The organism is Motiliproteus sp. MSK22-1, assembly GCF_001968815.1.
Lineage (GTDB): Bacteria > Pseudomonadota > Gammaproteobacteria > Pseudomonadales > Balneatricaceae > Motiliproteus.
Genome location: NZ_MIEQ01000021.1, coordinates 56,709 through 81,295, shown reverse-complemented (window position 1 = coordinate 81,295; position 24,587 = coordinate 56,709). Strand labels below are relative to the sequence as shown.

Sequence of the window (24,587 nt, the reverse complement as noted above, 5' to 3'; positions counted from 1 at the left end):
AAACCTTAAGTCCGCAGAAACCGAAGCAGTAACACACTCACTGACCATTTTCCGGTCGGAGGGCTTTTTGTTGCCTGATAAAGGCAATCATAGCCTCAGCGGTAACTGAATACAGCAATCTACAAGGCGCGTTAGTCAGCATATTTGATGTTATTTGACAGCCTTCTCATGGGATGGAGTCACAGCATTATCAATGGAGATACAACGGTGGAAATGGCAATAGGAACAACGGTACTGATCAACCTGCTGGGGGGGGTTGCCCTGCTACTTTGGGGACTGCGTATGGTACGCACCGGCATAACCCGGGCATATGGCGGCAAGTTGCGCCGCCAGCTTGGGCGCAGTCTCTCCAACCGTTTTAAAGCCTTCACCGTCGGTATCGGAATCACCTGCCTTTTACAAAGCAGCACAGCAACAGCCCTATTGGCCAGCTCTTTTGCCGGCCAGGGAGCGATTTCGGCCGCTCCGGCATTAGCATTACTGCTAGGCGCAGACGTAGGCACGACCTTAGTCGCTCAAGCCCTTTCTTTCGATCTGTCATTACTCAAACCAATATTTTTATTTGTCGGTGTTTGTCTGTTTCTCAGCGCCCGGGGAGAACGACAAAAACACCTTGGCCGTGTGGTCATAGGACTGGGGCTGATGTTACTGGCGTTACAGCTGATTATCACTGCATCAACACCCATGCGGGAGTCCGATATCATCCAGTTCCTGCTCACGTCTCTCGGAGAGGAGCCCGTCCTGGCATTATTGATAGGTGCCCTTATCAGCTTTCTGGCCCATTCCAGTCTGGCGACTGTTTTATTGGTTATCTCATTGGCTGCCGCTGACTCTCTGCCGCTTAACGTAGGCTTTGCATTGATTCTGGGGGCAAACCTGGGTGGCGCTCTCCCTCCTCTGGTAGCCACGCTGGGTGCTGCCCCGGCGCTTCGTCGTCCTCCATTGGGCAACTTTTTATTCCGGCTGAGTGGTGTGATTTTACTCCTTCCCTGGCTAAATCAAGTCAGTGATTTACTACCATTACTTGAGGCTGATGCCACTCGCCAACTGGTTAATTTTCATTTGCTGTTCAACCTGGGATTGGCGCTACTGTTCCTGCCCTTGGTAGGCCAGGCCGGAAGATTGATTAAAGAACTGGTGCCTGACCGAATAGAAGACGAAGCCAGTCTGAAACCCCGCTACCTGGACCGTAGCGCTCTCGGTAGCCCAACCGTCGCACTTTCCCATGCATTACGCGAAGTACTTCGGATGGGAGACTTATTGGAATCAATGGTGAACAAGAGCTTTGATGCCTTACATCAGAGAAATAGCGCTCCAATAGAAAAAATTTGCCAGACCGACGACCTGGTTGATGAGTACCACGAAAAGATCAAGCTCTACCTGACAGAACTCAGCCGTAAGTCTCTGACAACTGAAGAACGCCGCCGTTGTAGCCAAATCATGACTTTCACCACCAATCTTGAGCACCTTGGCGATATCGTCGAAACAAGTCTGGCAGAGCTGGTGAAAAGAACAATCAATCAGAATATCCACTTCTCCCAGGCTGACTTAGGAGAAATCGACAAACTATATCTGCAAACTCAGTCCAACATGAAACTGGCCTTCAGCGTATTAATGACCAGCCACCTGGGTAACGCTCGACAGTTACTTGAACAGAAAATGGCTATTCGTGAAAACGAACGTCTGGCAATCGAGGCACACCAACGCCGATTACGGGAACAGATCGCCGTGTCTCCCACTGATAGCGCGCTGTTTCTGGATATTTTGCGGGATTTAAAACGGGTTAACTCCCACCTGGCCTCAGTAGCTTATCCCTTATTGGATCTGGCCGGTGAGCTTCGCTCCAGTCGTCTGCGTCAACAGAACCAGACCGAGCCTCTGAGTGAACCTGGATGATAATCCGCTCTGCAGATATTTTTGATCATCCCCAAACAGAGATTGAGGGGACTGTGGATAACTTCTGACCTGTTGACACATTTACTACATATTTTAAGCCTAATTTATTACGCCACCAAGATAGAGCAATGCAATGACTCAATATAAAGGTATCCTGTTTGACAAAGACGGCACCCTGTTGGATTTTATGGCGACCTGGATGCCAGGCATCAACAAAGCCGCAAGCTGGGTTGCCGGCGGGGATATAGCCCTGACCGAACGCATGCTAATTGCCGCAGGTTACGACCCTGACCAGGATATTATCAGCAGCGGATCACTGCTTGCCGCCGGTAATACCGCTGAAATTGCTGAATGCTGGAGTGCATTACTCGATGGCCAGGCTCCCGCCGATCTGGTGCCTCGAATGGACGCAATTTTCCGTCAGCAAGGAGCAGAAAACGGAGTACCAGTAACGGATCTGGCGACACTTTTTCATACTCTAAAACAGCGGGATATCAAACTGGGGATAGCCACCAGCGATAGTCAGCAAGGTGCCGAGCATTCCCTGGCTCCCTTTGGTATCCTCGACGACCTGGACTTCATTTGCGGTTACGACAGCGGTCACGGTACCAAGCCGGGTCCAGGCATGGTGAACGCATTCTGTCGTCACACAGGGCTTCGCCAGGAAGAGGTGATTGTAATTGGTGACAATTTGCATGATATAGAGATGGGCCGTAGTGCCGGTGCAGGATTAACCGTGGGTGTGCTTACCGGTACCAGTAATCGGGAACAGCTTGCTGAAGATGCCGATTATGTACTGAGCAACGTTGCCCAGATTTTTGATATTTTGGACGGTTCATTGCAGGCCAGGATCGAGTGACCCTAACCGCAATTGTACTGGTTATCATCTCTGCATTTATTCATGCGGGTTGGAATATGCTGGTCAAAAGCCGCCAGGCAAGTGCGGCCTTTTTGATGGCAGCCATGGCAGTCGGTGCTATCAGCCTGCTGCCCGTGTTGATCTATTACCTCGATTATCTTCACTATATTCCGCAACAGGTTTGGTGGCTCTTAATGGCCACCGGGATCTCACAGACGTTTTATAATATGGCATTGGGAGCTGCTTACCGAAACGGTGATCTATCCATTGCTTATCCGATAGCACGAGCCATGCCGGTACTGATGGTCGGTACCTTCACGCTGATAACCAGCGGTATTGAGGCTCTCAGCCAGATTGCGCTGTTTGGCATGCTGTTGATCGTTATCGGTACTTTCCTGCTACCTTTAAGCCGACTCAATCAGTGGCATATCGGCCAATATTTAAACCTTGGTTGCTTTTTTGCCATTCTGGCAGCGCTTGGTACAACGGCTTACTCGGTGATAGACAGTCAAGCCCTGCAACAGTTACGTCAGGATCTGCAACTGACGTCCATTGATGCTTCGTTGCTCTATATTTCTCTGATGAGTATTTTCGCCGCTCTCAGCTTTCTGCTGACTCTGCTACTGTTACCCGGCGGACGTCAGCAAATCCGGGAATTATCAAACGCCCCCAAACGGCCTATTATTCTGGTGGGGATAGGAACCACCTTTACCTATGCGCTGGTATTAGCCGCCATGCTGTATGTTGATGACGTCAGCTACGTTGTAGCATTCAGGCAGTTGAGTATCCCAATAGGAGTCATACTGGGCTTGCTGATTCTTAAAGAACAGGTCGGCCTACCACGATTATTAGGAGTCATTATCATGTTCGTTGGCCTGGTCATGGTAGCGATGGGCTGAGAATAGCGCTCTTGACCTCCGGCAACAATAGATCAGCATTTTCCAGCAATGTCTGGAACAGTTGATCCAGTTGCTGCCGGACGCTTTCATCCTGTCGCTCTCGCCAAGCCAACGCAGCCCGCACCGATTCCCCCGGACTGAGATCAGCACAGAGCGGTACTCCGATACTGATCAGTCTTTCACGAAAGTCATCCTGATCAACCAAATCTGCAATCATCATATCAGCTACTCCTCGATCTTTATCAGATGCTTTATCCGTTAAGGATAAATCGATTAACGCTTGTTGGGTAAAGTTCCGGTTTTACATCAGTCTAATCAACCACCTTTTCTGAACAGAAAAAGCCGGCGCAATGGCCGGCTTGATTAGAACCCTGAGCTATCGTATCGAGCGGAATTTTATACCGGAGTATACAACCGCTAGCGTAGTTCCTGCCTTAACCCTTTATAAAGGCTAACGCACATCAACAGCAAAATTGCGGTAAACGGTAACCCGGCAGTGATAGCACCGGCTTGCAGCGCCTTGAGTGCATCGGCCCCACCACCAAACAAAAGAACACCTGCAATAAGCCCTTGCATAACCGCCCAGAAGATACGCTGTGCCACAGGAGCATCTACTTTACCGCCGGCAGTAATACTGTCTATTACCAGAGATCCAGAGTCAGACGAGGTAATAAAGAACACCAATACCAGAATAATAGCGAGCGCCGAAGTAATTTCAGCTAAGGGTAGGTTCGCCAACATGTGGAACATCGTCAGAGACACGTCACCAACACCATTGGCCAATTCACCGATATTACCTTGTACCTGATCCAGGGCATTTCCACCAAATGCAGACATCCATACGGCAGACATCAACGTTGGAACCAGCAACACCGCAATCATAAACTCACGGACGGTGCGTCCTTTGGAGACCCGGGCGATAAACATACCAACAAAAGGAGACCAGGAAATCCACCAGGCCCAATAGAATACCGTCCAACCGTGGTACCAGGTTTCGTCCTCACGCCCAACCCAGTTACTCAGCGGTATAATGTTCTCAACATAGCTACCCAGTAATAGACCAAAATTACCAAAGAATCCGCCAATCGAACCCACAACTATAATAAATAGCAGCAGCGCCGCTGCGATCAGCATATTGATATTACTGAGCAGTTTTACCCCACCATCCATACCACGAACAACAGAATAGAGCGCGATAGCAGTTACTGCGACGATGACCCCTATCTGAGTATTAATCGTGTTATCCATGCCAAACAGATGGCTAAGACCACTGGTTGCCTGCTGTGCCCCTAACCCCAGAGAAGTCGCCAGACCAAAGATAGTGGCCAGCACGGCCAGAATATCGATCACATGACCGATAGGACCCCAGACCCTATCCCCTAACAGCGGGTAAAAGGCCGAGCGAATGGTCAGTGGTAAACCTTTATTATAGGTAAAAAATGCCAGAGCCAGTGCAACAACACCGTAGATCGCCCAAGGGTGCAAGCCCCAATGGAACATCGTCGCCCCTAGTGCCATCGACGCACCTTCAGGCGTATTGGCTGCAGCATTCAGCGGGGTGCCGTACCAATCAGTATAGTAGGCAACGGGTTCTGCCACACTCCAGAACATAAGCCCAATCCCCATGCCAGCGGCAAACAGCATGGCCAACCAGGACGGTCTGGAGAATTCTGGTTTTGCCTGAGCACCACCAAGACGAATCTTACCGACTGGCAATACAATCATTGCCAGGCAGAATACGACAAAAACATTTCCGCCAATCATGAACAGCCAGTCAAAGTTATTGATTGACCATCCACGCGCCCCTACCAGCAGTTCTTTCGATTCTGCTGGAAATACCAGCGCACCAACCACGAATAAAAGAATCAGCGCAGCGCTGGTTCCAAATACCGGGTTGTGAACATCCATGCCCATTATTTGGACATTGTCCTGCCCCGCTTTGTAATCCGTGTCATATGCTGAGTCTGGTTGATCAGCCAGACTCCCCGATAACTGAGCATTCTCATTCATCGAATTACTCCCACTTTAATTATTGTTTTTGTTGCATCTAACCCGACATTTCACCCGCGGCTAAAAAGCACGCATAGCCGTTTCATTTCCCCCTATGACTGGTGGTTTATCGACGGATATTGGTCTCGTTGTGAACACATCGGGTTAGAGGCCTCAGATAGCTAAGGCTGCGATCCTTGCGCCTTAAATTAATGAAATACTGCCGAACAAACCGAGTTCTACTTTGCGGCTTGGATCAGCTTCTCACCAGCCAATCCAAGCAGCAAAGGCTAACCTTGCAGTTTCCCATAGCCATCTTACGGACCTGATCAAAAGGTCATCATTCTTATAACGACATAAATGTGAGAGTTCATGCCCAATATCGACATCTGTGTCAAATCACAAACTTTCCCGTGATTGCGGCGCTGCAGCGACAATTCCCCCGAAGAGAGTCACTGCCTGAGTATTAAAAACGTCAACATAGCGCTACACTTGATTTGTCCAAAGTAAGTACAACCCCCGTAAAATCAAGGCAATACCTCTCGGGTTCCCAGGCTGTCAAATACGGAAAACGGTATCTATTTGATAAGGAGCCCGATAGCGCCATTAAAGTAAGCAATCATTAGACTATCCGATTCTGATTAAGACCGGTTGAGCATAAGTCGTTAACAACGAGGTTTCCGACGCTGGTAAACAAATAATAAAGGCTTCAGGCTATACACTAAGAAGCCTAATGCCCCTCGCACCGAGAGGACTACCCACAGAACGATTGCTGACAGGCAGTAGCCAGTTAATAGAAAGCCTCCCTTTTAGCAAAAGAAAGAGTGAGAAAGAGAGTCAATATGCAGGCGGAACAACTTGAAATATTCACTTTTCTAGGCCAATACCCACCTTTCAGCAAGTTACCGGAAGAGACCCTTCATTCTATCGCTCAACAAATCGAAGTGGGCTATTTCAGGGCAGGCAGCGAGATTCTTAACTTTGGCGATGAGATTCATGATCTCTACCTGATTCGGAGTGGCGCGGTGGAAATTTATCGCCGTAATGGAGAACTGTATAACCGTCTGAGTGAAGGCGATTTATTCGGTCAAATGGGCCTGTTAATGAATCGGCGGGTCCGCCTCCCCACCAAAGCGCTGGAAGATACTCTGGTTTACTTTATACCTGAAACTGTTTTTGACAATCTTTATGAGAGCAGTGACGAGTTTGCTGATTTCGTCGAAGTGCAGGATCGTACACGCTTACGGCAGGCCGTATCTCGCCGTGAAGATGCCAACGAATCCCTGACCTCAAAAGTGACGGCACTGATTACTCGCGAGCCCGTCACAGTCTCCAAATCAGCGACAATCCAGGAAGCCGCGGTCATTATGACCGAAGAAGGGGTCTCTTCCATACTGATTACTGATCCACAGCAGGACAGTGATTCAAACAATCTTCCAGACCTGAATAGAGACCAAAAACCAACAAACGCGGCCGTGATCGGAATTATCACCAACCGGGATTTGCGAAACAGAGTGTTGGCTAAAGGGCTCTCTTCTCAAACACCGGTGGCAAACATAATGACCACCGAACTGATCAATCTCGATCACCATGCTTATGTATTTGAAGCGATGCTAACGATGCTTCGCTATAACCTGCATCATCTTCCAATTTTAAAGCGAAAAAAAACCATTGGCGTCATTGCCCTTTCAGATATCGTTCGCTATGAATCTCAAAACAGCCTCTATGTGGTCAGCGGTATTTTCCACTCACAAAACGTTGAAGAGTTAAAAACGGCTTCAGAAGCAGTTAAAGCTTGTTTTGTACGGATGGTTAATGAGGATGCCAACTCTCATATGATTGGCAGCGCGATGGCGGTTATTGGCAGTAGTTTTAAACAACGACTATTGGAATTGGCTGAAGAGAAATTTGGCCCGCCCCCCATTCCATACTGCTTTCTGGCTCTTGGTTCCATGGCCCGTGATGAACAACTTATTGTCACCGATCAGGACAATGCCTTAATTCTGCATGACAGCTATAACCCGACGCTTCATGGTAACTATTTTGAAAAACTAGCAACCTTTGTATGTGATGGCTTAGCCCTATGTGGATACAGTTACTGTAAAGGCAAGATAATGGCGACCAATCCCGAGTGGCGTAAGACCCGGCAGGAATGGGAAGCCTGCTTTACAGACTGGATCGATAACCCGAACCCCCAGGCGCTGCTTAACAGCTCAATATTCTTCGATTTGGCAGGGGTCTGGGGAAAGATAGAATGGGCTGAAGCGCTAAAGAGTTTTGTTGCTAACCGCGCCCAGAACAATCGCCGCTTTCTTGCCTGCCTGGCCCGAAATGCCCTCAATCGCACCCCTCCTCTTGGATTCTTTAAGAATTTTGTGATGGAGCAGGACGGTCAGCACAATAACTCCATAAATCTGAAACGCCGCGGAACGGCGCCATTGGCGGATTTAATCAGAGTCCATTCTCTGGCAGTAGGGTCTTTAGCCCAGAACTCCTTTGAACGCTTGAATGATGTTATGGAATCAGACCTGTTGCCCAAAGGACGAGGTTCTGATCTGAGAGATGCGCTGGAATTTATTTCGCTGGTTCGCATCCGACATCAGGCGCTTGATATAGAGGCAGGCAGAGAGGCTGATAACAATATCGAGCCGGAAAACATGTCAGATTTTGAACGTCGTAATCTCAAAGATGCATTTCAGATTCTCAGCAATGCCCAGAAATTTCTGAAATTCCGGTATCAGTCAGGACGCTCCAAATAAGGCTACGATGTGATTTTTTTACGACCAAACCTACGAACATCAGGCAGCAAGATCGCTCACCCGGAAACCGTTCCAGATTGGCCCTCCTTGTTTCGGGAGCAAGCCCTGGTGGTCGAAGATCAACGACTTAAATGCTTCTACGAGGCCGGCGTTCCTTCTGCTGAAACACCTCTATCGGAGGTTTCATTTGTGGCCATGGATTTTGAAACCACCGGGCTGGATTCACGCAAGCATGACATAGTCAGCATTGGCCTGGTCCCTTTTGATCTGAAACGGATTCGTTGTCGAGACTCTCGTCACTGGATTATCAGCCCCAGTCGCCCTTTGGTGGAAAAGTCAGTGGTCTTTCATGGAATCACTCATTCAGATGTTGTCGACGCTCCAGACCTGTCTGCCATTATTGCCCCGTTACTGGAAAGCCTGGCTGGCCGTATTGCGGTAGTCCACTACCGCACCATCGAACGGGGATTTCTGGACCGGGGATTCAAAAGCCGCTTAAACGAAGGCATTCATTTTCCGGTCGTCGATACAATGGATCTTGAAGCAAGAATACACCGGCAAAAACCTACAGGCTTCTGGGCCCGACTGATGGGCAAAAAGCCGGTTTCCATTCGTCTGGCAGATAGCCGAACCCGCTATAACTTACCTTACTATGCCCCACACCATGCATTAACTGATGCACTGGCAACCGCAGAACTGTTACAGGCCCAGATTGCGGATCGGTATTCACCTGATACACCAATCTCGGAGATTTGGCGGTAATTATCCTCTATAGCGGCAGTTACCCTCTATCGATGAGGTATAAAACTCCTGTTGCGCCGCTCTTCCTTAACTCCCCAAGCGCAGGAGAGCCAAGAATTCAATTAAATTTCTTTTCTATGGTTCAGGATTCGTTAATCAGCCCAATAGTATTTTTATCATTAAGATATCGTTATCCTGAACCAATCGGTTAGCGGCAAGAGACTTATTCCAACGAGAGTTTTGTTATGGCTTTGAATTCCAGCAAATTATATCTGGGAAATTATTATTCTGAAGATATCTATAGCAATTATAGTGATCACTATTACTTCGGTCTGCAGGGTGATGACCAGCTTGTGGCCAGGAACATCCAGATCACTTCTGAGCTGGACGATGTGACCTGGATGGCTGGTGGAAATGGCTCCGATACTTATAAATGGGATGGCAGCGGTTCATTTTTTCTGATGGAGACCGGAGGCGTAAATGATAGCTATGTAGATGAATACACGGGCTATAACACGGGTATGAAGTGGTCAGCTGAAATCGATAACACCCACTTGGTGCTGTGGGACGATTATGGCAATGAAATGCTCTACGCAAATTACAATGATCCCTCCGCCAGAATAGAAAATTTTTATCTGCTAACCGGAGATTCTTACGGTCGGGAACACTTCACTCACAATGAATTCGTAACTGCAGTAAAACAATCCATTGGCTGGTTAGGATCTTATTCTTATGAGCAATTCGGATTCAGCAGCTATGATGAACAGCATTTCAAGTCAAAGGTTAGCGATATTATTCAAACCTCCAGTTACTATGAACAGATATCGATGCACCGTGAAGCAAACCGAGCTGATGTCGCTGAAATAGGCCGACTCTATAAAGCCGCTTTTGACAGAGAGCCTGATATCGACGGCTTAAATTACTGGATTGACCGATGGGAAGACAATATGCCACTTCTGGATATTGCTACCTGTTTCTACCAATCCAATGAATTCCAAGAGATGTATGGCAATCCTTCAAACTGGACCTACATTGATCTGCTCTATGAAAACGTACTGGATCGAGACCCGGATATAGAGGGATTAAACTACTGGCTTGATGAAATGGAGAGTGGTATGCATCATGCAGGGGTGCTGGCAAGTTTTTCTAACTCGATTGAGAATATCGAAAATACAGAAGTAATTTTCAGTGGCCTTTACGATGACGGCGGGGGTTATTGGTTATTTTGAGCGGAATTCACTAATTCCCGATTATCAAAACGTCTCTCACCCCTGATAATGGCTGACCACCTTTATGCATAACATTGTATATATCAGAAAAGTGTCAGCCATATTAACTTCATGAGCGATTCGCTATAAAACTAACGCTCACCCAGCACTTCAAACTCATCAAAAACCAGACGCGCACAACCATCGGCCTGTATTTTCCAGTGCTCCTGATGAACAACGCCATGAGCCTTGTTCATCGTCCACTGTGAAGTCAGGATATAGCCATCTTCTCCCACAGGTTTCCATTCAACCTCGGTATAAGAAACATCACTAAAACCGTCTTTGATAATTTTCTGCCAGAAAGCTTCAATTTCTTTCCTGCCGGTATAGCTGCCAAAGGGCTTCGCTTGCATTACCGCGTTTTCTGCATACTGATCTGCACATCCTTTTGCGTCACCACGATTAAACGCCTCTTGCCAGCTGGAAATTCCCGCTTTACAGATTTCAAGTACATTATGGGTTTGGTTCATTGATATTGCCTCAGTGTAAACAGATGGACTTATTGATAAGTTTTCTAATCTAGGCTTTTCATGAAGACTTAAAAACAGTGTAATTGGAATTGATTGTTTAATTTTTAAGGACAATAGAATGAATCACCTTCGTCAAATGTCCGTTTTCGCCTATGTGGTTGAGACTGGTTCAATCAGCGCCGCCGCTGAAGTATTAAACCTCTCCAAGTCCGTTATCAGCCAGCACCTTAAAGCCCTTGAGACTGATCTGGGAGTGGTCTTATTAAAGCGTACGACTCGAAAACAAACCCTGACGACAGCCGGATCAGAGTTTTATCAAAAGTGTAGACTTCTGAATTCAGTTGCAGAGCAAGCCTGGAATGAAGCACAGAGCAATCAACAAATACCTCGCGGAGTCATCCGGATAACCGCACCACATGCGCTAATGAATGACCTGATCGTACCGGCGGTGGCCGAGCTGGTCGTTAAGTATTCAGAAATCAGACCTGAAATGATTGCCAATGACGAGCAACTGGATTTAATGGATAACAATATTGATCTGGCTATCCGGGTAGGCCAGTCAGCATCAAGCAATCTGATGCAACGCCGAATCGGTGAATTCAGAGATATTCTCTGTATTTCTTCTGAACTTGAACCGGCACTAACACAAGGGCCTCAATCCGCCACGCGAGCAGCTGTTTCAGATAAATCCACGACAGCAACCCCATTGACCAATCAGGCTTCAGGAATACGCTATATCGCTAATCACTGGCAGGGCGATAGCATCATCCACCAGCTGGAAAATCGACGTAACGGTAAAAAGCATAGTCTCTCCTTTACTCCCTGGTGTCGTGCCAATTCATTCCATACCTGCCTGGCTATGCTGGAGGCCGGAGCAGGAGCCGGTATCGTGCCAGAGTTTATTTTTGCCAAAAACCCCGCTCTTAAACAGCTGCTGCCTGATTTCCAATTGCCGACAGTGGCAGTCTACGCTCTGCATCCTTATAAGGGTAACTTACCGCTCATCGTCCGCTTATGTCTGGAAAAGATAGAGACAAGACTGAATAAAAAAAGCCGGACGGGCGTCCGGCAAGGAGGGTGAGACGCAATCAAACGGTCTCGGGGGAACCTAAAGAGCCTCAGGGGGAACAGCTACGAGGCGAGTGGAAACTGACTACCTTAAAACCGCTTCTTCTGTTAACAGGTCCAGAATCGCCTGTGCTTTTTCACGGGTCGATTCATTCTTGAGTACTTTTCCTCCGCCCCCCTGGACTTTGGCTGTTGCCGCTTTGAACCGGTCTGCTGCAGTTTTTGCCTTAATGACTTTTAACCGCTTGGGTCGTTTTCGAGCAGGGCTTTCAGTCCAGTCACTGCTGAGAGAATCCTCTGTAACCGTTGAGTTTATGCTGCTGATTGCTCCACGACACCCAGGACCAAAAGCACTCTGACGAGGGGCATCTGCTGCCAGATCGACACTGGCCACAAAAGGCAAACGCACTTTCAGTGCCCTTCTCTGGCCCCGTGGCAGTGCCTGTAAAATTTCAGCTTCACCATTGTCAATAGAAACTACGTCGGCAATTCGGGTCACGACAGGCCAGCCGAGTTGTTCCGCCAAGAGATAAGGAGTCATACCCGAACCTTCACCACGTTCAGCACGAACCCCGGTCAGAACGATATCGGGCCGTTGCTGTTGCAGATACTCTTGCAGGGCAGGAATAACGTCGGCAGTTTCTGGTTGCCTGATCACCGCCATATCTTTCAGCCCCATGCCCAGATAACCTCGCAAAGCCTCCTGCTGATGATCTCCGGCGTGAACCATCGTCAACCCTCCTCCTGCCAGTTTCAGTCCCAATTCCACAGCACGAGAGTCCTGTTCTGCCCGTCGGGCTCGTCCAGACTTGGGATGACAGCCGACAGAAACCAGCGAGATAACTTTCAGATCAGTAGCCCTATTGGTATTACGCAGCATCTTCTGCTCCCCCTTGATGTCGGATTTCGAGCAAGTGCAGCAGCTCAGCCAGAATGTCCCCGCTGTCACCGATAACACTAAGGTCAGCACGTTTAACCATGTCACAACCTGCATCAGTATTGATGGCAACGACCTTCTCGCACTGGCCGATACCTTGCATATGCTGAATGGCCCCCGAGATTCCCACGGCCAGGTAAACTCGCGCTGTCACCCAGGTTCCAGTTGCACCCACCTGTCTGAAGCGAGGCATAAAGCCATCATCAACCGCGACACGACTCGCACCTTCCGTAGCCCCCAGTTGTTCTGCCGCCCTATGGAACTGATCCCAATCGTGAATACCATTACCTGCCGAGAGTATAAATTCAGCCTCAGCCAGGGGAATCTGATTCGGATCAACCGCTACCTGACCTTGGTCTTCTATCCGTGTGATAACACTGGGTACCGACTCCAGTTCCAACGGTAAAACTTGATGACGCGTTTCATCGATGGGGTCCGCGCATTCTTCGGCCAGAAGCAGTAAACGCGGAGTCTTACGGCTAATATCAGTACGCTGACCGCCGCCACGACAGATACTGACTTCAGTATCAACCTGCCAGGCCTGAGTGGCCGGGCGCTCTCCTAACTTAGCAGCGAGCCGGGATCCCAGTTCATTGCCACCGTGAATACTGTCTGGGAATAACCAGTAGCGAGGTTGTAATTGCGCCTCAATAGCACTGAGTGCCGCTATCCGCCGCTCAGGGCAATAACCTTCATAGCTTTCGCCCTGCAAATGAATGATGCGATCAACACCGGCCTTATCAAACGCTTCCTCTTTACTTTCTCCAAAGACAACAGCTACCACCGCTCCGTTATTGGTATGCGGATCACTAGCATCGCGGTTCAACGCCTGAACAAGTTTATGCGCCTGACCCAGTACATCCTTATCGTGCCCCGTCAGTCGGCCCCCGACTAAATCCATCACAGCAACCAGGGTATAGTCTGGATTTTCTACAGTAGCCAGAGGCAGTAGTTGCTCCTTCTGACCTTTAGCTGAGCCTCTGCGAATGCCCAGAACCGAGCCGCTTTCTCCTGCCTTTATAGCCAGACGATCAATTCGCTTGATCCCCTTAGGGCCAATGTATCCAAGCCCATGAGGGTTCTTGCGAAGCAGTCCGGTGGGACCTCGTACTTCACCGACGGGAGTCACCATTTCAGCATGCTGAGGATGAAGTCTATTCCGGCTAATCCACTCAACTCTCGGATCACGACGAATCAGGTCGTGAGTCCCATGCCCTTGAGAACCTTGCTGTTGCAAGCCTTCCTCTTGATAGTCCAGTTCGCTCATCAGTGAACCTCCTGAGCCAACGGCTCAACAACAGCGCCACCGCTGACCTTACTGTCATTGTTTTCAGCGGCAAGAACTTCCACAACAATTTCGGCGATATCCTTCACCTCGGGTCGAGGTTCAACCACTCCTTCTAACATCGCCGTACACTGCTGACATCCGACAGCAACTAGCTCGGCGCCGGTTTCTTGAGCATCAGCCATTCGCATATCAGCAATACGGCGCTCTCCGGGAATATCCGTGATAGGAGCCCCACCCCCACCGCCGCAGCATCGAGAACGGAAGCCTGAGCGCTCCATCTCTGCAAGCTCGATTCCCAAACTAGCCAGAAGCTCACGGGGTGAATCGTACTCGCCGTTGTATCGACCCAGATAGCAAGGGTCGTGATAGGTAACCGTGCCACCTTTGTAGGCCTCCAGACTAAGCTTGCCCTCTTTCACCAAATCATTAATAAACGTAGTGTGGTGCAATACCTCGTAGCGACCGCCAAAATCCCGGTATTCATTTTTCAGGCAGTGAAAGGCGTGAGGATCGGTCGTCACAATACGTTTGAACTTGTATTGCGTCAGTACTGCAATATTGCGCTTTGCCAAACTCTGAAAAGTCGCATCATCCCCCAGCCGACGGGCAACATCACCGGAATCCCGTTCTTCATCGCCTAATACAGCAAAATCAACGTTCGCAGCTTTCATCAATTTGACGAAGGCCCGTAAGATACGCTGACTGCGCATATCGAAGGCACCGTCACTGACCCAGAACAGGACATCCACTTCCCGGACATCCGCCATAACCTTGAGGTTCTGGTCAGCAGCCCAGTTCATCCGACTGCCAGGATCAAAACCATTAGGGTTGTCCGTCGCGATAAGGTTCTCCAGTGTCTCAGCCCCTTTATTCGGGGTGGAGCCTTTTTCCAGAGTCAGGAAACGACGCATATCAACGATCGCATCCACATGCTCGATCATCATTGGACATTCCTCGACACAAGCACGACAGGTCGTACAAGACCAGAGTGTGTCAGGATCAACCAGCCCTTCAGTGATCACCTCAGTCGGCCCGCCCCTGGCCTGCCCCACTTCACGACCGGGATAAGGGCTACCGGCATACCCGGCATCGGTACCACCCGCCAGGCCAACAACCATATCCTGAATCAGTTTTTTCGGATTCAGTGGCTGACCCGCGGCAAAGGCCGGGCATACAGCTTCGCAGCGACCACATTGTACGCAGGCATCAAAACCCAATAGCTGATTCCATTTGAAATCAGTGGGTTTGGCAACACCGAGTGTTTCAGAGTCCAAATCAACGGCTTTAAGACCGGTAGAACGCCCACCACCAAACCGCTCCGGGCGACGATGAAAAGCCAGATGCAATGCCCCGGCAAAAGCATGCTTCATTGGGCCACCCCAGGTCATACCCAGCAGCATTTCACCCAGACCAAGACCCACACCGACCAATAGCACCAGAGCCAGCAACCAACCGCCGACACCAGAGGTTGAAAACAGCTCAGGCAGAACTCCTGCCGCTGGTAGAGTAATGACAAAAAAGGTTGCAGAAAATACCAGCAAACTTTTTGGCAATCGCATCCAGGGACCTTTAGAAAGCCTTGATGGCGGCTGAATTCGACGTCTAAATACAAACAGAGCTCCGATAAACATCAACGCCGTTGCAATCAACAGTGCACCCGCCAGGATCTGACTTTCAAAACCCAAAAGATGGACCAACAGTATCAGCGCCAGAGACAATACAAATCCGCCACCCGTAGCCACGTGGGTATTGGACATGTATTTATCCCGTTCTACGATATGGTGAAGGTCTACCAGATAACGTCGTGGTATTGACAGCAAACCAGCCAGAACATCAACCTGACAAGGTTGCCCGGCACGCCAGAGGCTTATCCGACGCATCGCACCCAATACCAGCAGCACCAGCATTGCGGTTAATAACAGGGGAAGTAACCAATCGAGGATCATCATCTGCCCTCATACAAACAGATTAAGAAAACAGTGATCCCCGCCCTCTGAATAAAAGAAGGTGGGGAGAGTACGTGCCTAGAGATCTTTACAGAGTCGCAGACCGTCATAGATTGCTGCATGGGTGTTGCGTTGCGAAACACAATCGCCCAGACGCCAAAGGATCATGCCTTCTGCTGATTCAGAAAGAACCGGCTGAGCCTTGCCATCAAACATGGCTTCTACATCAATCTGGCCCTTATTACGGGATTCGGCTTTCAGCTGGTAATAAAGCTCTTCATTAGGTCGCACACCATTTTCAACAACAATCTGGTCGACGACTCGCTCTTCCTGCTGACCGGTGTACTCGTTTTCCAGTACGGCAACCAGCTTGTCACCTTCCCGGTATACTTTTTCCAGTATCAGGTCTGAGCTCATAATCACCTCTTTTTCATAGAGGCTGCGGTAATAGGTCGGGAAGGTTGTTCCACCCACCCCGACACCGGGCTTAATATCATCAGTCACGATTTCTACCAATGAACCTTTGGCAGACAGATAATCTGCCGCTGAAAGTCCGGAAAACTCGCAGATCGTATCGTAGATCAGTACATTTTTACCGGGCTCAACGGTACCATTAAGAATATCCCAGCTGGATACCACCAACCCTTCGTCAGCCCCCCAGGCAGGGTTCTGCTCCAGGAACGGACGCCCACCGGTAGCCAGAATACAAACATCAGGCTTCAGGTCGCGAATCATGTCGGCATTAGCACTGGTACCCAAACGTAAATCAATCCCCAGTCGCTCCAGCTCCATGGCGTACCAGCGGGTAATACCGGCAATCTGGTCACGCTGTGGCGCCTTAGCTGCAATGGTAATCTGTCCACCCAGCTCATCAGCTTTTTCCACCAGGGTGACATCATGTCCGCGCTCTGCTGCTACCCGAGCGGCTTCCATACCACCAGGACCGCCACCAATAACGACGACTTTGCGCTTAGGTCCTTCAGTTTTTTCGATAATATGGGGCATGCCCAGGTGTTCACGGGAGGTCGCTGTATTCTGGATACAGAGAACATCCAGCCCTTGATACTGACGGTCAATACAGTAGTTAGCGCCGACACATTGACGAATCTGGTCCACCTGATTCATTTTTATCTTGGCGATCAGGTGTGGATCAGCGATATGTGCACGGGTCATGCCGACAAAGTCCACATAGCCGGCCTCAAGAATACGCTGTGCCTGGTTGGGGTCCTTGATGTTCTGTGCGTGAATAACAGGAACATCCACCACTTCCTTAATTCCAGCCGCCAGGTGTAAAAATGGCTCCGGTGGGTAGCTCATGTTAGGGATAACGTTAGCCAGGGTGTTATGAGTATCGCAGCCAGAGCCGACAACACCAAAATAGTCCACTTTACCGGTATCGTTATAGTATTTGGCGATCTGCTTCATATCGTCCTGATTAAGACCATCAGGATGGAACTCATCACCACAAATCCGCATACCGACAACAAAGTCCGGACCCACTTCTTCCCGCACGGCTTTCAAAACTTCCAGACCAAAGCGCATACGATTTTCTAAACTGCCACCCCATTGATCGGTACGCTGGTTAACCCGTGGGGACCAGAACTGATCAATCATATGCTGATGCACCGCTGAGAGCTCAACCCCGTCAAGCCCCCCTTCTTTCGCGCGACGGGCCGCTTGTGCAAAATCACCGATAACCCGCCAGATTTCTTCTTCTTCGATGGTTTTACAGGTAGCACGATGAACCGGCTCACGGATTCCTGAAGGAGACATCAGGTTCGGCCAGTTTTCACCATCCCAGCGTGATCGGCGTCCCATGTGGGTAATCTGAATCATGATCTTGCCACCGTGCTTGTGCACGGCATCGGCAAGATTCTGAAAGTGGGGAATAATCCGATCCGTAGACAGATTAACGGAGCTCCACCAGCTCTGGGGACTATCGATAGAAACCACGCTGGAACCGCCACAGATAGAAAGCCCGCATCCACCCTTGGCTTTCTCTTCGTAGTATTTAACGTAACGATCAGTTGTCATGCCACCTTCAGTTGCATAAACCTCGGCATGAGCAGTACTGACAATACGGTTTCTGATAGTCAGTTTATTGATATTGAGCGGCTGGAACAGCGCATCGAACTGGGACATGGTTCTACCCCACCTATAGTTGTTTTTATAGCTATTTTTATGAAACACCCAACCCAGCAATCCAATGACTTTTCAGGCCAACCGGATCGCTGCATCGAATACTGATGTCTTTTTTTGGCCTGTAAGGCCGAGAGTTAATTGCTGTTCAGCTGAGCAGCCGGCGGACTCCCCGGACAGGATAAGTCCATGGATCGACAACGCAGGCTCTTTAAAAAGCTGTTTTTGAAGCAACAGCCTCTTAGGCTGTGGTCCCTAAAACCAGTTAAAGCGGTTTCACTTCAAATATGCCGTAGTCACAGCCTTCTTCCGCAGCACATTGAGTCTGTTCGGCAACCGTACGGACGGAGTAACCCAGGCTTTCAGCAATCTGGTCCATCGCTCCGGCAAACCAACCCGTGAACATATAATCCACCTTGCGGTTAACCTGACCATACTGGTAAACAAATGCAGAGTTCTCCAAGCGCACACGAGCGGTACCCTTTTCCAGATCCAGTTGCTCGGTAATAAAGAAGCCCCAGCCACGCTGAGAAAGGCGCTTCATATAATGCTCAAATACCGCTTCTCCGCTGATACCATGAGCTTCGGCTTCTTTTTCACACCAGTGCCAGGCCGACTTATATCCAGCTTTGTATAAAACTTCAGCATAACGTTCAGCACCAAGTTCTTCTTCGATTCCCATGTGGTTATTGACGAAGAAATGACGAGGCACATATAGCATTGGCAGAGCATCGGTGGTCCATACTCCGGTTTCATCATCAACGTTAATTGGCATTTCTGGTGCGTGCATACCCATGGGGCTATCCTCAAACATATTTTCAAACCGCATTTATGCGGATGTTACTTATTTTTAATAGCTACTTACTTTTCAATAACTACTTATCTCAGCAGCTATTCGTTTAAGCAGCTATTTTTCAGCTTTACTGGCGATGCTGCTGTTACCGCACCACTCAGGACAGTCAATCTGACAGGATCAGACTTACTCTCCCCAGGCCTCAGCCAGTACCCGAACCCAGTTATCGCCCATAATCTTGCGGGTATCGGACTCAGAGAATCCGCGACGCAGCAGTGCTTCGGTAAGATTAGGGAATTCACCGACGGTACGAATGCCTTCTGGATTTACGATCTTGCCAAAGCGGGTCAGACGGCGGGCATAACCCTTATCGTGGGTCAGCCACTCAAAGAACTGTTGGTCATGCCCCTGAGTAAAGTCAGTGCCAATACCGACTTGATCAACACCTGCAATATTGACGATATACTCAATCGCTTCAACGTAGTCTTCGATGCTGGAGTTAATGCCATTTTTGAGGAAAGGAGCAAACATGGTAACACCGATAAAACCACCGCGATCAGCGATAAATTTCAACTCTTCATCGGACTTGTTACGAGGATGGTCTTTTAGCCCTGAGGGCAGGCAGTGGGAGTAACAAACAGGCTTTTTGGACTCAAGAATAACTTCTTCTGAGGTCTTGCTACCGACGTGAGACAGATCACAAAGCACGCCAACACGATTCATTTCAGCAACGATCTCACGACCGAAGTCTGAGAGTCCACCGTCACGCTCATAGCAGCCAGTACCAACCAGATTCTGGGTGTTATAACACATCTGCACAATGCCAACGCCAAGATCCTTAAAGACCTGCACATAGCCAATCTGATCTTCATAAGCATGGGCATTCTGGAATCCCATAAAAATTCCAGTCTTACCTTCGGCCTTTGCACGCTTGATATCACTGGTGTTGTTCACTTTCAGCAACAGATCATTATTGGCCTCGATAAGGTTGTTCATTTCAACAACATTGTTGACAGTATTCTGAAAACCTTCCCATACAGAAACGGTGCAGTTTGCAGCAGTCACTCCGCCTTTCTTGAAATCTTCGAACAGTTCTCGATTCCATTTGGCGATGATCAGTCCATCAATAATTATCGCGTCCTGATGCAGTTCAGCGGCATTAATTGTGTCCACCATGGAAGCCCTCAGTTTTTGTTTTTTTGATTAATTGTTTATCAAGGTGGCGGCGACCACCTGTAACTCTAATGGACACAAGTCTATCGATTAAGCAGTCCAGCAGCAGCACTATAAACGACAGCAAAAACACCATAAACGACGAACGTTAATAAGCGAATTTTAAACGAACAGGGTTGTATCCTGCTCAGTTACGACCAGGAAAGAGGGACACAATTCAGCGGCTTAGTGAAACGACCCGAGAATAGAATGGATTAGAGTCTGATTGACGCATAACTAGGCTCAGCCTGGGCTGCAGCCAAAGCATCAGCCACCCTGGAACGTAATTCCTCGCTACGCTTTTCTTCTGATAACGCCTGAATAATCACACTGGGCTGACTTTCCGCCCACATTCCAGTTCTCTCTTCTCGGGGAGAAAGTCCAATGTGTTTTCGATAGCAACGACTGAAGTGAGGTGTAGAGACAAAACCACAAGCAGCGGATATTTCGATAATAGACATCGTCGTCTGCTTCAGCAACTGACGTGCACGATCCAATCGCAGCTTCAAATAATAACGGGAGGGGGTACAACTCAAATACTTATGAAAAAGCCGCTCCAGCTGGCGTCGGGAAACACCCACAAAAGACGCCAGATCATCCAGCTCTATGGGCTCCTCAATATTGGCTTCCATCAGCTCTACGATTTCCACCAATTTGGGCTGTGCAGTACTGAGCAGGTGTCGCAAGGGTACCCGTTGCTGATCAGCCTGGTTGCGTACCCGGTCACAGACAAACATGTCGGAAATAGCCCCGGCCAGCGTCCAGCCATGTTCCAGGGTAACTCGATGAAGCATCATGTCCAGCGGAGCACCGCCACCGGAACAGGTCAAACGGTCACGATCAATGGTAAACAGCCTGCGGTTGCATTTGACCTTTGGAAAAGCCTCTTGCAGGGACGCTATGCATTCCCAATGGGCGCTGCAATCATAACCATCCAACAATCCGGCATCGGCCAGCACATAAGCACCTGTACAGATTCCACCCAGAGCAATTTTTTTACGGCTTAACTGTTGCAGCCAGGCCACTTCCTTTTTTGAATAGTTACGAGTGATGTTAACGCCCCCCGCAACCAATACAGTATCAAACTGAATCCCGTCAGTGATGGAAGCGTCCGGAGTCACTCGAATACCGTCACTGGCGCGGACAGGCTCACCATCCGCTGTTAGCAAAAGCCAGCTGTACAGCTCCCTTCCAGAAAGCTGATTAGCCATTCGTAAAGGTTCAACGGCCGATGCCAGAGCGATCATCGTGAAGCTATCCAACAATAAAAAACCAACACGAACCGGTTGCGGAGCAGCCTGAAGCAGATTCCCTGGAGATTTTACCGTCATGTTCTGGCCCTCATCAACAACCGGCTTGGCTAGCCGTGGTGGCGGTTATATACCACTCATTCTTTTTATAATGCTGCCTGCTAACATTTGGCAATCTGATCGACAGGGATAGAAACTGCCGACATAGATAGCTCTTGTTGACATCGATAATGCTTGTGGAAGTAGATAGTACTTTGAGGGGCATTTGTTGAATGGCCTAAAAGCGACCTACACATTCGAGAATTGCCCATAAACGACAACTATTGCTCATAAAACGATATTCAGTGTCAGAACCTGATCGCTCCAGCTGCAATTACGGCGCATTGACAACCACTCTTCAGCCTGTCTTTTAAGTGGAAAACACCACCCAATCCCCTTCATTAACCATGGACTTTTCGTCTTTTATCGACATTTATAGGACCTTTTTGGACAACTAACATGAGCGCTCTAGGGCTAGAGTGGTTGGGCAGTACACTGAAGAGAGCAAAGGGATAATAAAACCCCAAAAACCTCTTAAAAACCCCTTCCCTTCAGGAAGCAGACTGCGATTAATCGCTGTAGACAGTTAACAGCGCATCAACCCTTAAGAACAATCCATCTTCAAAACCTATCAACACTTCGCAGTTCTATGCCTCAGGTGTTAACGGGACCAAGAAAATAACAAGGAACAAAACTATGAGCAGCCATCCAGCGAATCGCGGTGTCGTCTATAAGGGCGCCGGTCAAGTTGCCATCGAATCAATCGAATTTCCCGAGCTTGCACTGGGAAACCGAAAATGTAATCACGGTGTCATTCTCAGAGTCCTGACCACCAACATCTGTGGCTCTGACCAGCATATGGTCCGCGGACGAACAACAGCTCCTGAAGGATTAGTGCTGGGGCACGAAATCACCGGTCAGATACTTGAGTGCGGTAATGACGTAGAGTTTCTAAAGCCTGGAGATATTGTCTCCGTTCCATTCAACATTGCCTGTGGTCGCTGCCGTAACTGTAAAGAAGGCAAGACAGGAATATGCCTTAATGTTAACCCCGCCCGTCCTGGTGCTGCCTATGGCTATGTCGATATGGGTGGCTGGGTTGGAGGCCAGGCAGAATACGTCATGGTGCCATACGCCGACTTTAATCTATTGAAATTCCCCGATTCTGATCAGGCTATGGAGAAAATCCGTGATTTAACCCTGCTGTCTGATATTTTTCCTACCGGTTTCCATGGTTGTGTCACGGCAGGTGTGGGTCCCGGCTCTACGGTCTATATTGCTGGAGCCGGTCCTGTTGGACTGGCAGCAGCTGTCTCCGCCCAGTTACTGGGAGCAGCCTGTGTGATTGTCGGAGATATGATAGAAGAGCGTCTTGAGCAGGCTCGCAGCTTCGGTTGCGAGACCATCGACCTGCGCCAGGATGGGGACATGGAAGACAAGATCGAGCAGATTCTTGGTGAACGAGAGGTCGATGCTTTTGTTGATTGTGTTGGCTTTGAAGCACATGGCTGTGGTTGCGATCATCATCAGGAACAACCTGCCGTGGTATTGAACTCAGCCATGCAGCTGACCAGAGCCGGCGGCCAAATCGGTATTCCCGGATTGTACGTTACTGAAGACCCGGGGGCTGAAGATGATGCAGCCAAAATCGGTGCTCTAAGCATGCGTTTCGGGCTTGGATGGGCCAAGTCTCACTCACTACATACCGGTCAGTGTCCGGTCATGCGCTATCATCGGCAACTAATGCAGGCTATTTTGTTTGACAAGGTAGACATTGCTAAAGCGGTGAACGTACAGATGATCTCTTTGGAGCAGGCACCTGCAGGCTACGCAGACTTCGATGGAGGCGCTGCCAAGAAGTTTGTAATTGATCCTCATGGAACTGTCGCCGCCTAAATCACTTAAGTAGGCATCAGCGTTAAAACAGGACTTTGATAATCCGGGACTGGGGCAAAAGACTCCGGTCCTGCTACTGCTTAGGGATACAAGTACATCTGGAGATTGTCCCTCCACCGACTAACGTCCCTACACCCGCTGCAACAAACTGCCTAGATGCAGTTACTCCTCCTTTAAAATCACGACGACTGTTTGCCTGCTAAAATAACCCCATTACTGGTGCTTGTTGTAATAGCTCACTGGTAGGATCTATAACAGTCTGTGATTGATGCAAATGCCAGGGAGATCACTTATGAAATATCAGCCATATCTTGGCCTGCTGATCTTTATTTTGCTCGTTGGATCACCCGGCAAAACCCCTTGGGCCGAAGAATTAAAAATGGTCACAACCGAATGGGAACCATTTTACGCATCAACGTTAGAAGCCGGTGGTGTCGTTACCGATATTGTTGCCTCAGCCTTCGAGCGCGAAGGATACCAAACAACGATTGAGTGGTACCCCTGGCTACGGGCAATGAAACTGGTGGAAAATGGCGGTGCCGATATGGTGATGGGCGCCTATTACTCAGAAGAGCGATCCAGGCTTTACCACTTCAGTGATCCTTTTTTCAATATTGATATCGGCCTAATAGCACTGAAGGAAACAGGAATCAGTCAATATGAAGATCTTAAGGCTTTGACACCTTACAAGATCGGCGTAAACCGAGGCTGGGCTTATACCGAGGAATTTGACTCAGCAAACTTTCTCAATAAAGAATACGCCATGAATCAAATACTGGTCACACGAATGTTGTTTGCGCGACGGGTCGACATGATTGCAGCATCCCTTGCCGTGTTCCAACATGAGACCAATCGCCTTCGATACCACAATTCAAGCGAAGTTGTTGTCCTGAGTCCATTATTGGATTCAAAACCCCTGCACCTGATGTTTAGCCGGAAAAATCCAGATCACCTGAAGCTGGCTAATGACTTCAACCGAGGTTTGGCAAAAATTCGGGCTGACGGCAGCTATGGAAGAATCCTGGCAAAGCACGGTTTTTAATAGACGATCCGGCTAAGAAAACTAAAGAACCTAACCCGCGGATGCAATCCACAACAGGAACTGATCTTATCACCGTGGCTAGTGACGCAAAATAAC

At 49.0% G+C, this 24,587-nt stretch carries 19 protein-coding genes; 9 read left to right on the top strand and 10 right to left on the bottom strand.

The window, feature by feature from the left end; translation table 11 throughout:
* Positions 1-147 precede the first annotated feature (147 nt).
* The 3 genes from BGP75_RS03000 (at position 148) to BGP75_RS02990 (ending at position 3,654) form a co-directional block, all read left to right on the top strand.
* Positions 148-1,896 (top strand): Na/Pi cotransporter family protein, encoded by a 1,749-nt coding sequence (locus tag BGP75_RS03000; protein WP_198939258.1) that lies wholly within the window; start codon positions 148-150, stop codon positions 1,894-1,896.
* Positions 1,897-2,029: 133 nt separating this feature from the next.
* On the top strand, positions 2,030-2,755 hold the full coding sequence (locus BGP75_RS02995) for an HAD family hydrolase (RefSeq protein ID WP_076714960.1): 726 nt from the start codon (positions 2,030-2,032) through the stop codon (positions 2,753-2,755).
* Positions 2,752-3,654, top strand: coding sequence for an EamA family transporter (locus BGP75_RS02990; protein ID WP_076714958.1), 903 nt, complete (start codon positions 2,752-2,754; stop codon positions 3,652-3,654). The genes BGP75_RS02995 and BGP75_RS02990 overlap by 4 nt, the downstream gene beginning before the upstream one ends.
* Here the strand turns inward: BGP75_RS02990 and BGP75_RS02985 are convergent.
* On the bottom strand, positions 3,635-3,874 hold the full coding sequence (locus BGP75_RS02985) for a hypothetical protein (protein ID WP_076714956.1): 240 nt from the start codon (positions 3,872-3,874) through the stop codon (positions 3,635-3,637). The genes BGP75_RS02990 and BGP75_RS02985 overlap by 20 nt on opposite strands.
* Positions 3,875-4,071: 197 nt before the next feature.
* Positions 4,072-5,664, bottom strand: a complete 1,593-nt coding sequence (locus tag BGP75_RS02980; protein WP_076714954.1) for a BCCT family transporter — start codon at positions 5,662-5,664, stop codon at positions 4,072-4,074.
* Positions 5,665-6,485: 821 nt separating this feature from the next.
* On the opposite strand from BGP75_RS02980, the gene BGP75_RS02975 reads away from it, so the two are divergent.
* From BGP75_RS02975 to BGP75_RS02965, 3 genes are all read left to right on the top strand, one after another.
* The gene (locus tag BGP75_RS02975; RefSeq protein ID WP_076714952.1) at positions 6,486-8,402 is read left to right on the top strand and encodes a DUF294 nucleotidyltransferase-like domain-containing protein; all 1,917 of its coding nucleotides are present in this window, start codon (positions 6,486-6,488) and stop codon (positions 8,400-8,402) included.
* A 9-nt stretch (positions 8,403-8,411) separates the two neighbouring features.
* A complete protein-coding gene (locus BGP75_RS02970; protein ID WP_083704594.1) occupies positions 8,412-9,164 on the top strand; it encodes a 3'-5' exonuclease in 753 nt (250 codons plus the stop codon).
* A 224-nt stretch (positions 9,165-9,388) separates the two neighbouring features.
* Positions 9,389-10,372: a DUF4214 domain-containing protein gene (locus BGP75_RS02965; RefSeq protein ID WP_076714950.1), complete on the top strand. Its 984-nt coding sequence runs from the start codon at positions 9,389-9,391 to the stop codon at positions 10,370-10,372.
* A 131-nt stretch (positions 10,373-10,503) separates the two neighbouring features.
* Here the strand turns inward: BGP75_RS02965 and BGP75_RS02960 are convergent, their stop codons facing one another.
* Positions 10,504-10,881, bottom strand: a complete 378-nt coding sequence (locus tag BGP75_RS02960) for a nuclear transport factor 2 family protein (RefSeq protein WP_076714948.1) — start codon at positions 10,879-10,881, stop codon at positions 10,504-10,506.
* Positions 10,882-10,999: 118 nt separating this feature from the next.
* Here BGP75_RS02960 and BGP75_RS02955 point away from each other — a divergent pair, with 118 nt between their 5' ends.
* Positions 11,000-11,962: a LysR family transcriptional regulator gene (locus BGP75_RS02955; protein ID WP_076714946.1), complete on the top strand. Its 963-nt coding sequence runs from the start codon at positions 11,000-11,002 to the stop codon at positions 11,960-11,962.
* Positions 11,963-12,034: 72 nt separating this feature from the next.
* Here the strand turns inward: BGP75_RS02955 and BGP75_RS02950 are convergent, their stop codons facing one another.
* The 7 genes from BGP75_RS02950 to BGP75_RS02920 all read right to left on the bottom strand — a co-directional run bounded on the left by BGP75_RS02950 (position 12,035) and on the right by BGP75_RS02920 (position 21,595).
* Positions 12,035-12,829, bottom strand: a complete 795-nt coding sequence (locus BGP75_RS02950; RefSeq protein WP_076714943.1) for an electron transfer flavoprotein subunit beta — start codon at positions 12,827-12,829, stop codon at positions 12,035-12,037.
* A complete protein-coding gene (locus BGP75_RS02945; protein ID WP_083704593.1) occupies positions 12,819-14,153 on the bottom strand; it encodes an electron transfer flavoprotein subunit alpha/FixB family protein in 1,335 nt (444 codons plus the stop codon). The genes BGP75_RS02950 and BGP75_RS02945 overlap by 11 nt, the downstream gene beginning before the upstream one ends.
* The gene (locus BGP75_RS02940; RefSeq protein ID WP_076715028.1) at positions 14,153-16,117 is read right to left on the bottom strand and encodes a (Fe-S)-binding protein; all 1,965 of its coding nucleotides are present in this window, start codon (positions 16,115-16,117) and stop codon (positions 14,153-14,155) included. The genes BGP75_RS02945 and BGP75_RS02940 overlap by 1 nt, the downstream gene beginning before the upstream one ends.
* Positions 16,118-16,198: 81 nt before the next feature.
* Positions 16,199-18,262, bottom strand: coding sequence for a dimethylglycine demethylation protein DgcA (dgcA, locus tag BGP75_RS02935; RefSeq protein WP_076714941.1), 2,064 nt, complete (start codon positions 18,260-18,262; stop codon positions 16,199-16,201).
* 262 nt (positions 18,263-18,524) lie between these two features.
* A complete protein-coding gene (locus tag BGP75_RS02930; protein ID WP_076714939.1) occupies positions 18,525-19,055 on the bottom strand; it encodes a 4-vinyl reductase in 531 nt (176 codons plus the stop codon).
* Positions 19,056-19,238: 183 nt separating this feature from the next.
* The gene (locus tag BGP75_RS02925) at positions 19,239-20,216 is read right to left on the bottom strand and encodes a dipeptidase (protein WP_076715025.1); all 978 of its coding nucleotides are present in this window, start codon (positions 20,214-20,216) and stop codon (positions 19,239-19,241) included.
* Between the two features lie 263 nt (positions 20,217-20,479).
* Positions 20,480-21,595, bottom strand: coding sequence for a GlxA family transcriptional regulator (locus BGP75_RS02920; RefSeq protein WP_076714937.1), 1,116 nt, complete (start codon positions 21,593-21,595; stop codon positions 20,480-20,482).
* A gap of 654 nt (positions 21,596-22,249) precedes the next feature.
* Between BGP75_RS02920 and fdhA the strand changes: the two genes are divergently transcribed.
* The gene (fdhA, locus tag BGP75_RS02915; protein ID WP_076714935.1) at positions 22,250-23,449 is read left to right on the top strand and encodes a formaldehyde dehydrogenase, glutathione-independent; all 1,200 of its coding nucleotides are present in this window, start codon (positions 22,250-22,252) and stop codon (positions 23,447-23,449) included.
* A gap of 292 nt (positions 23,450-23,741) precedes the next feature.
* Positions 23,742-24,491, top strand: a complete 750-nt coding sequence (locus BGP75_RS02910; RefSeq protein ID WP_158070054.1) for an ABC transporter substrate-binding protein — start codon at positions 23,742-23,744, stop codon at positions 24,489-24,491.
* Positions 24,492-24,587 lie beyond the last annotated feature (96 nt).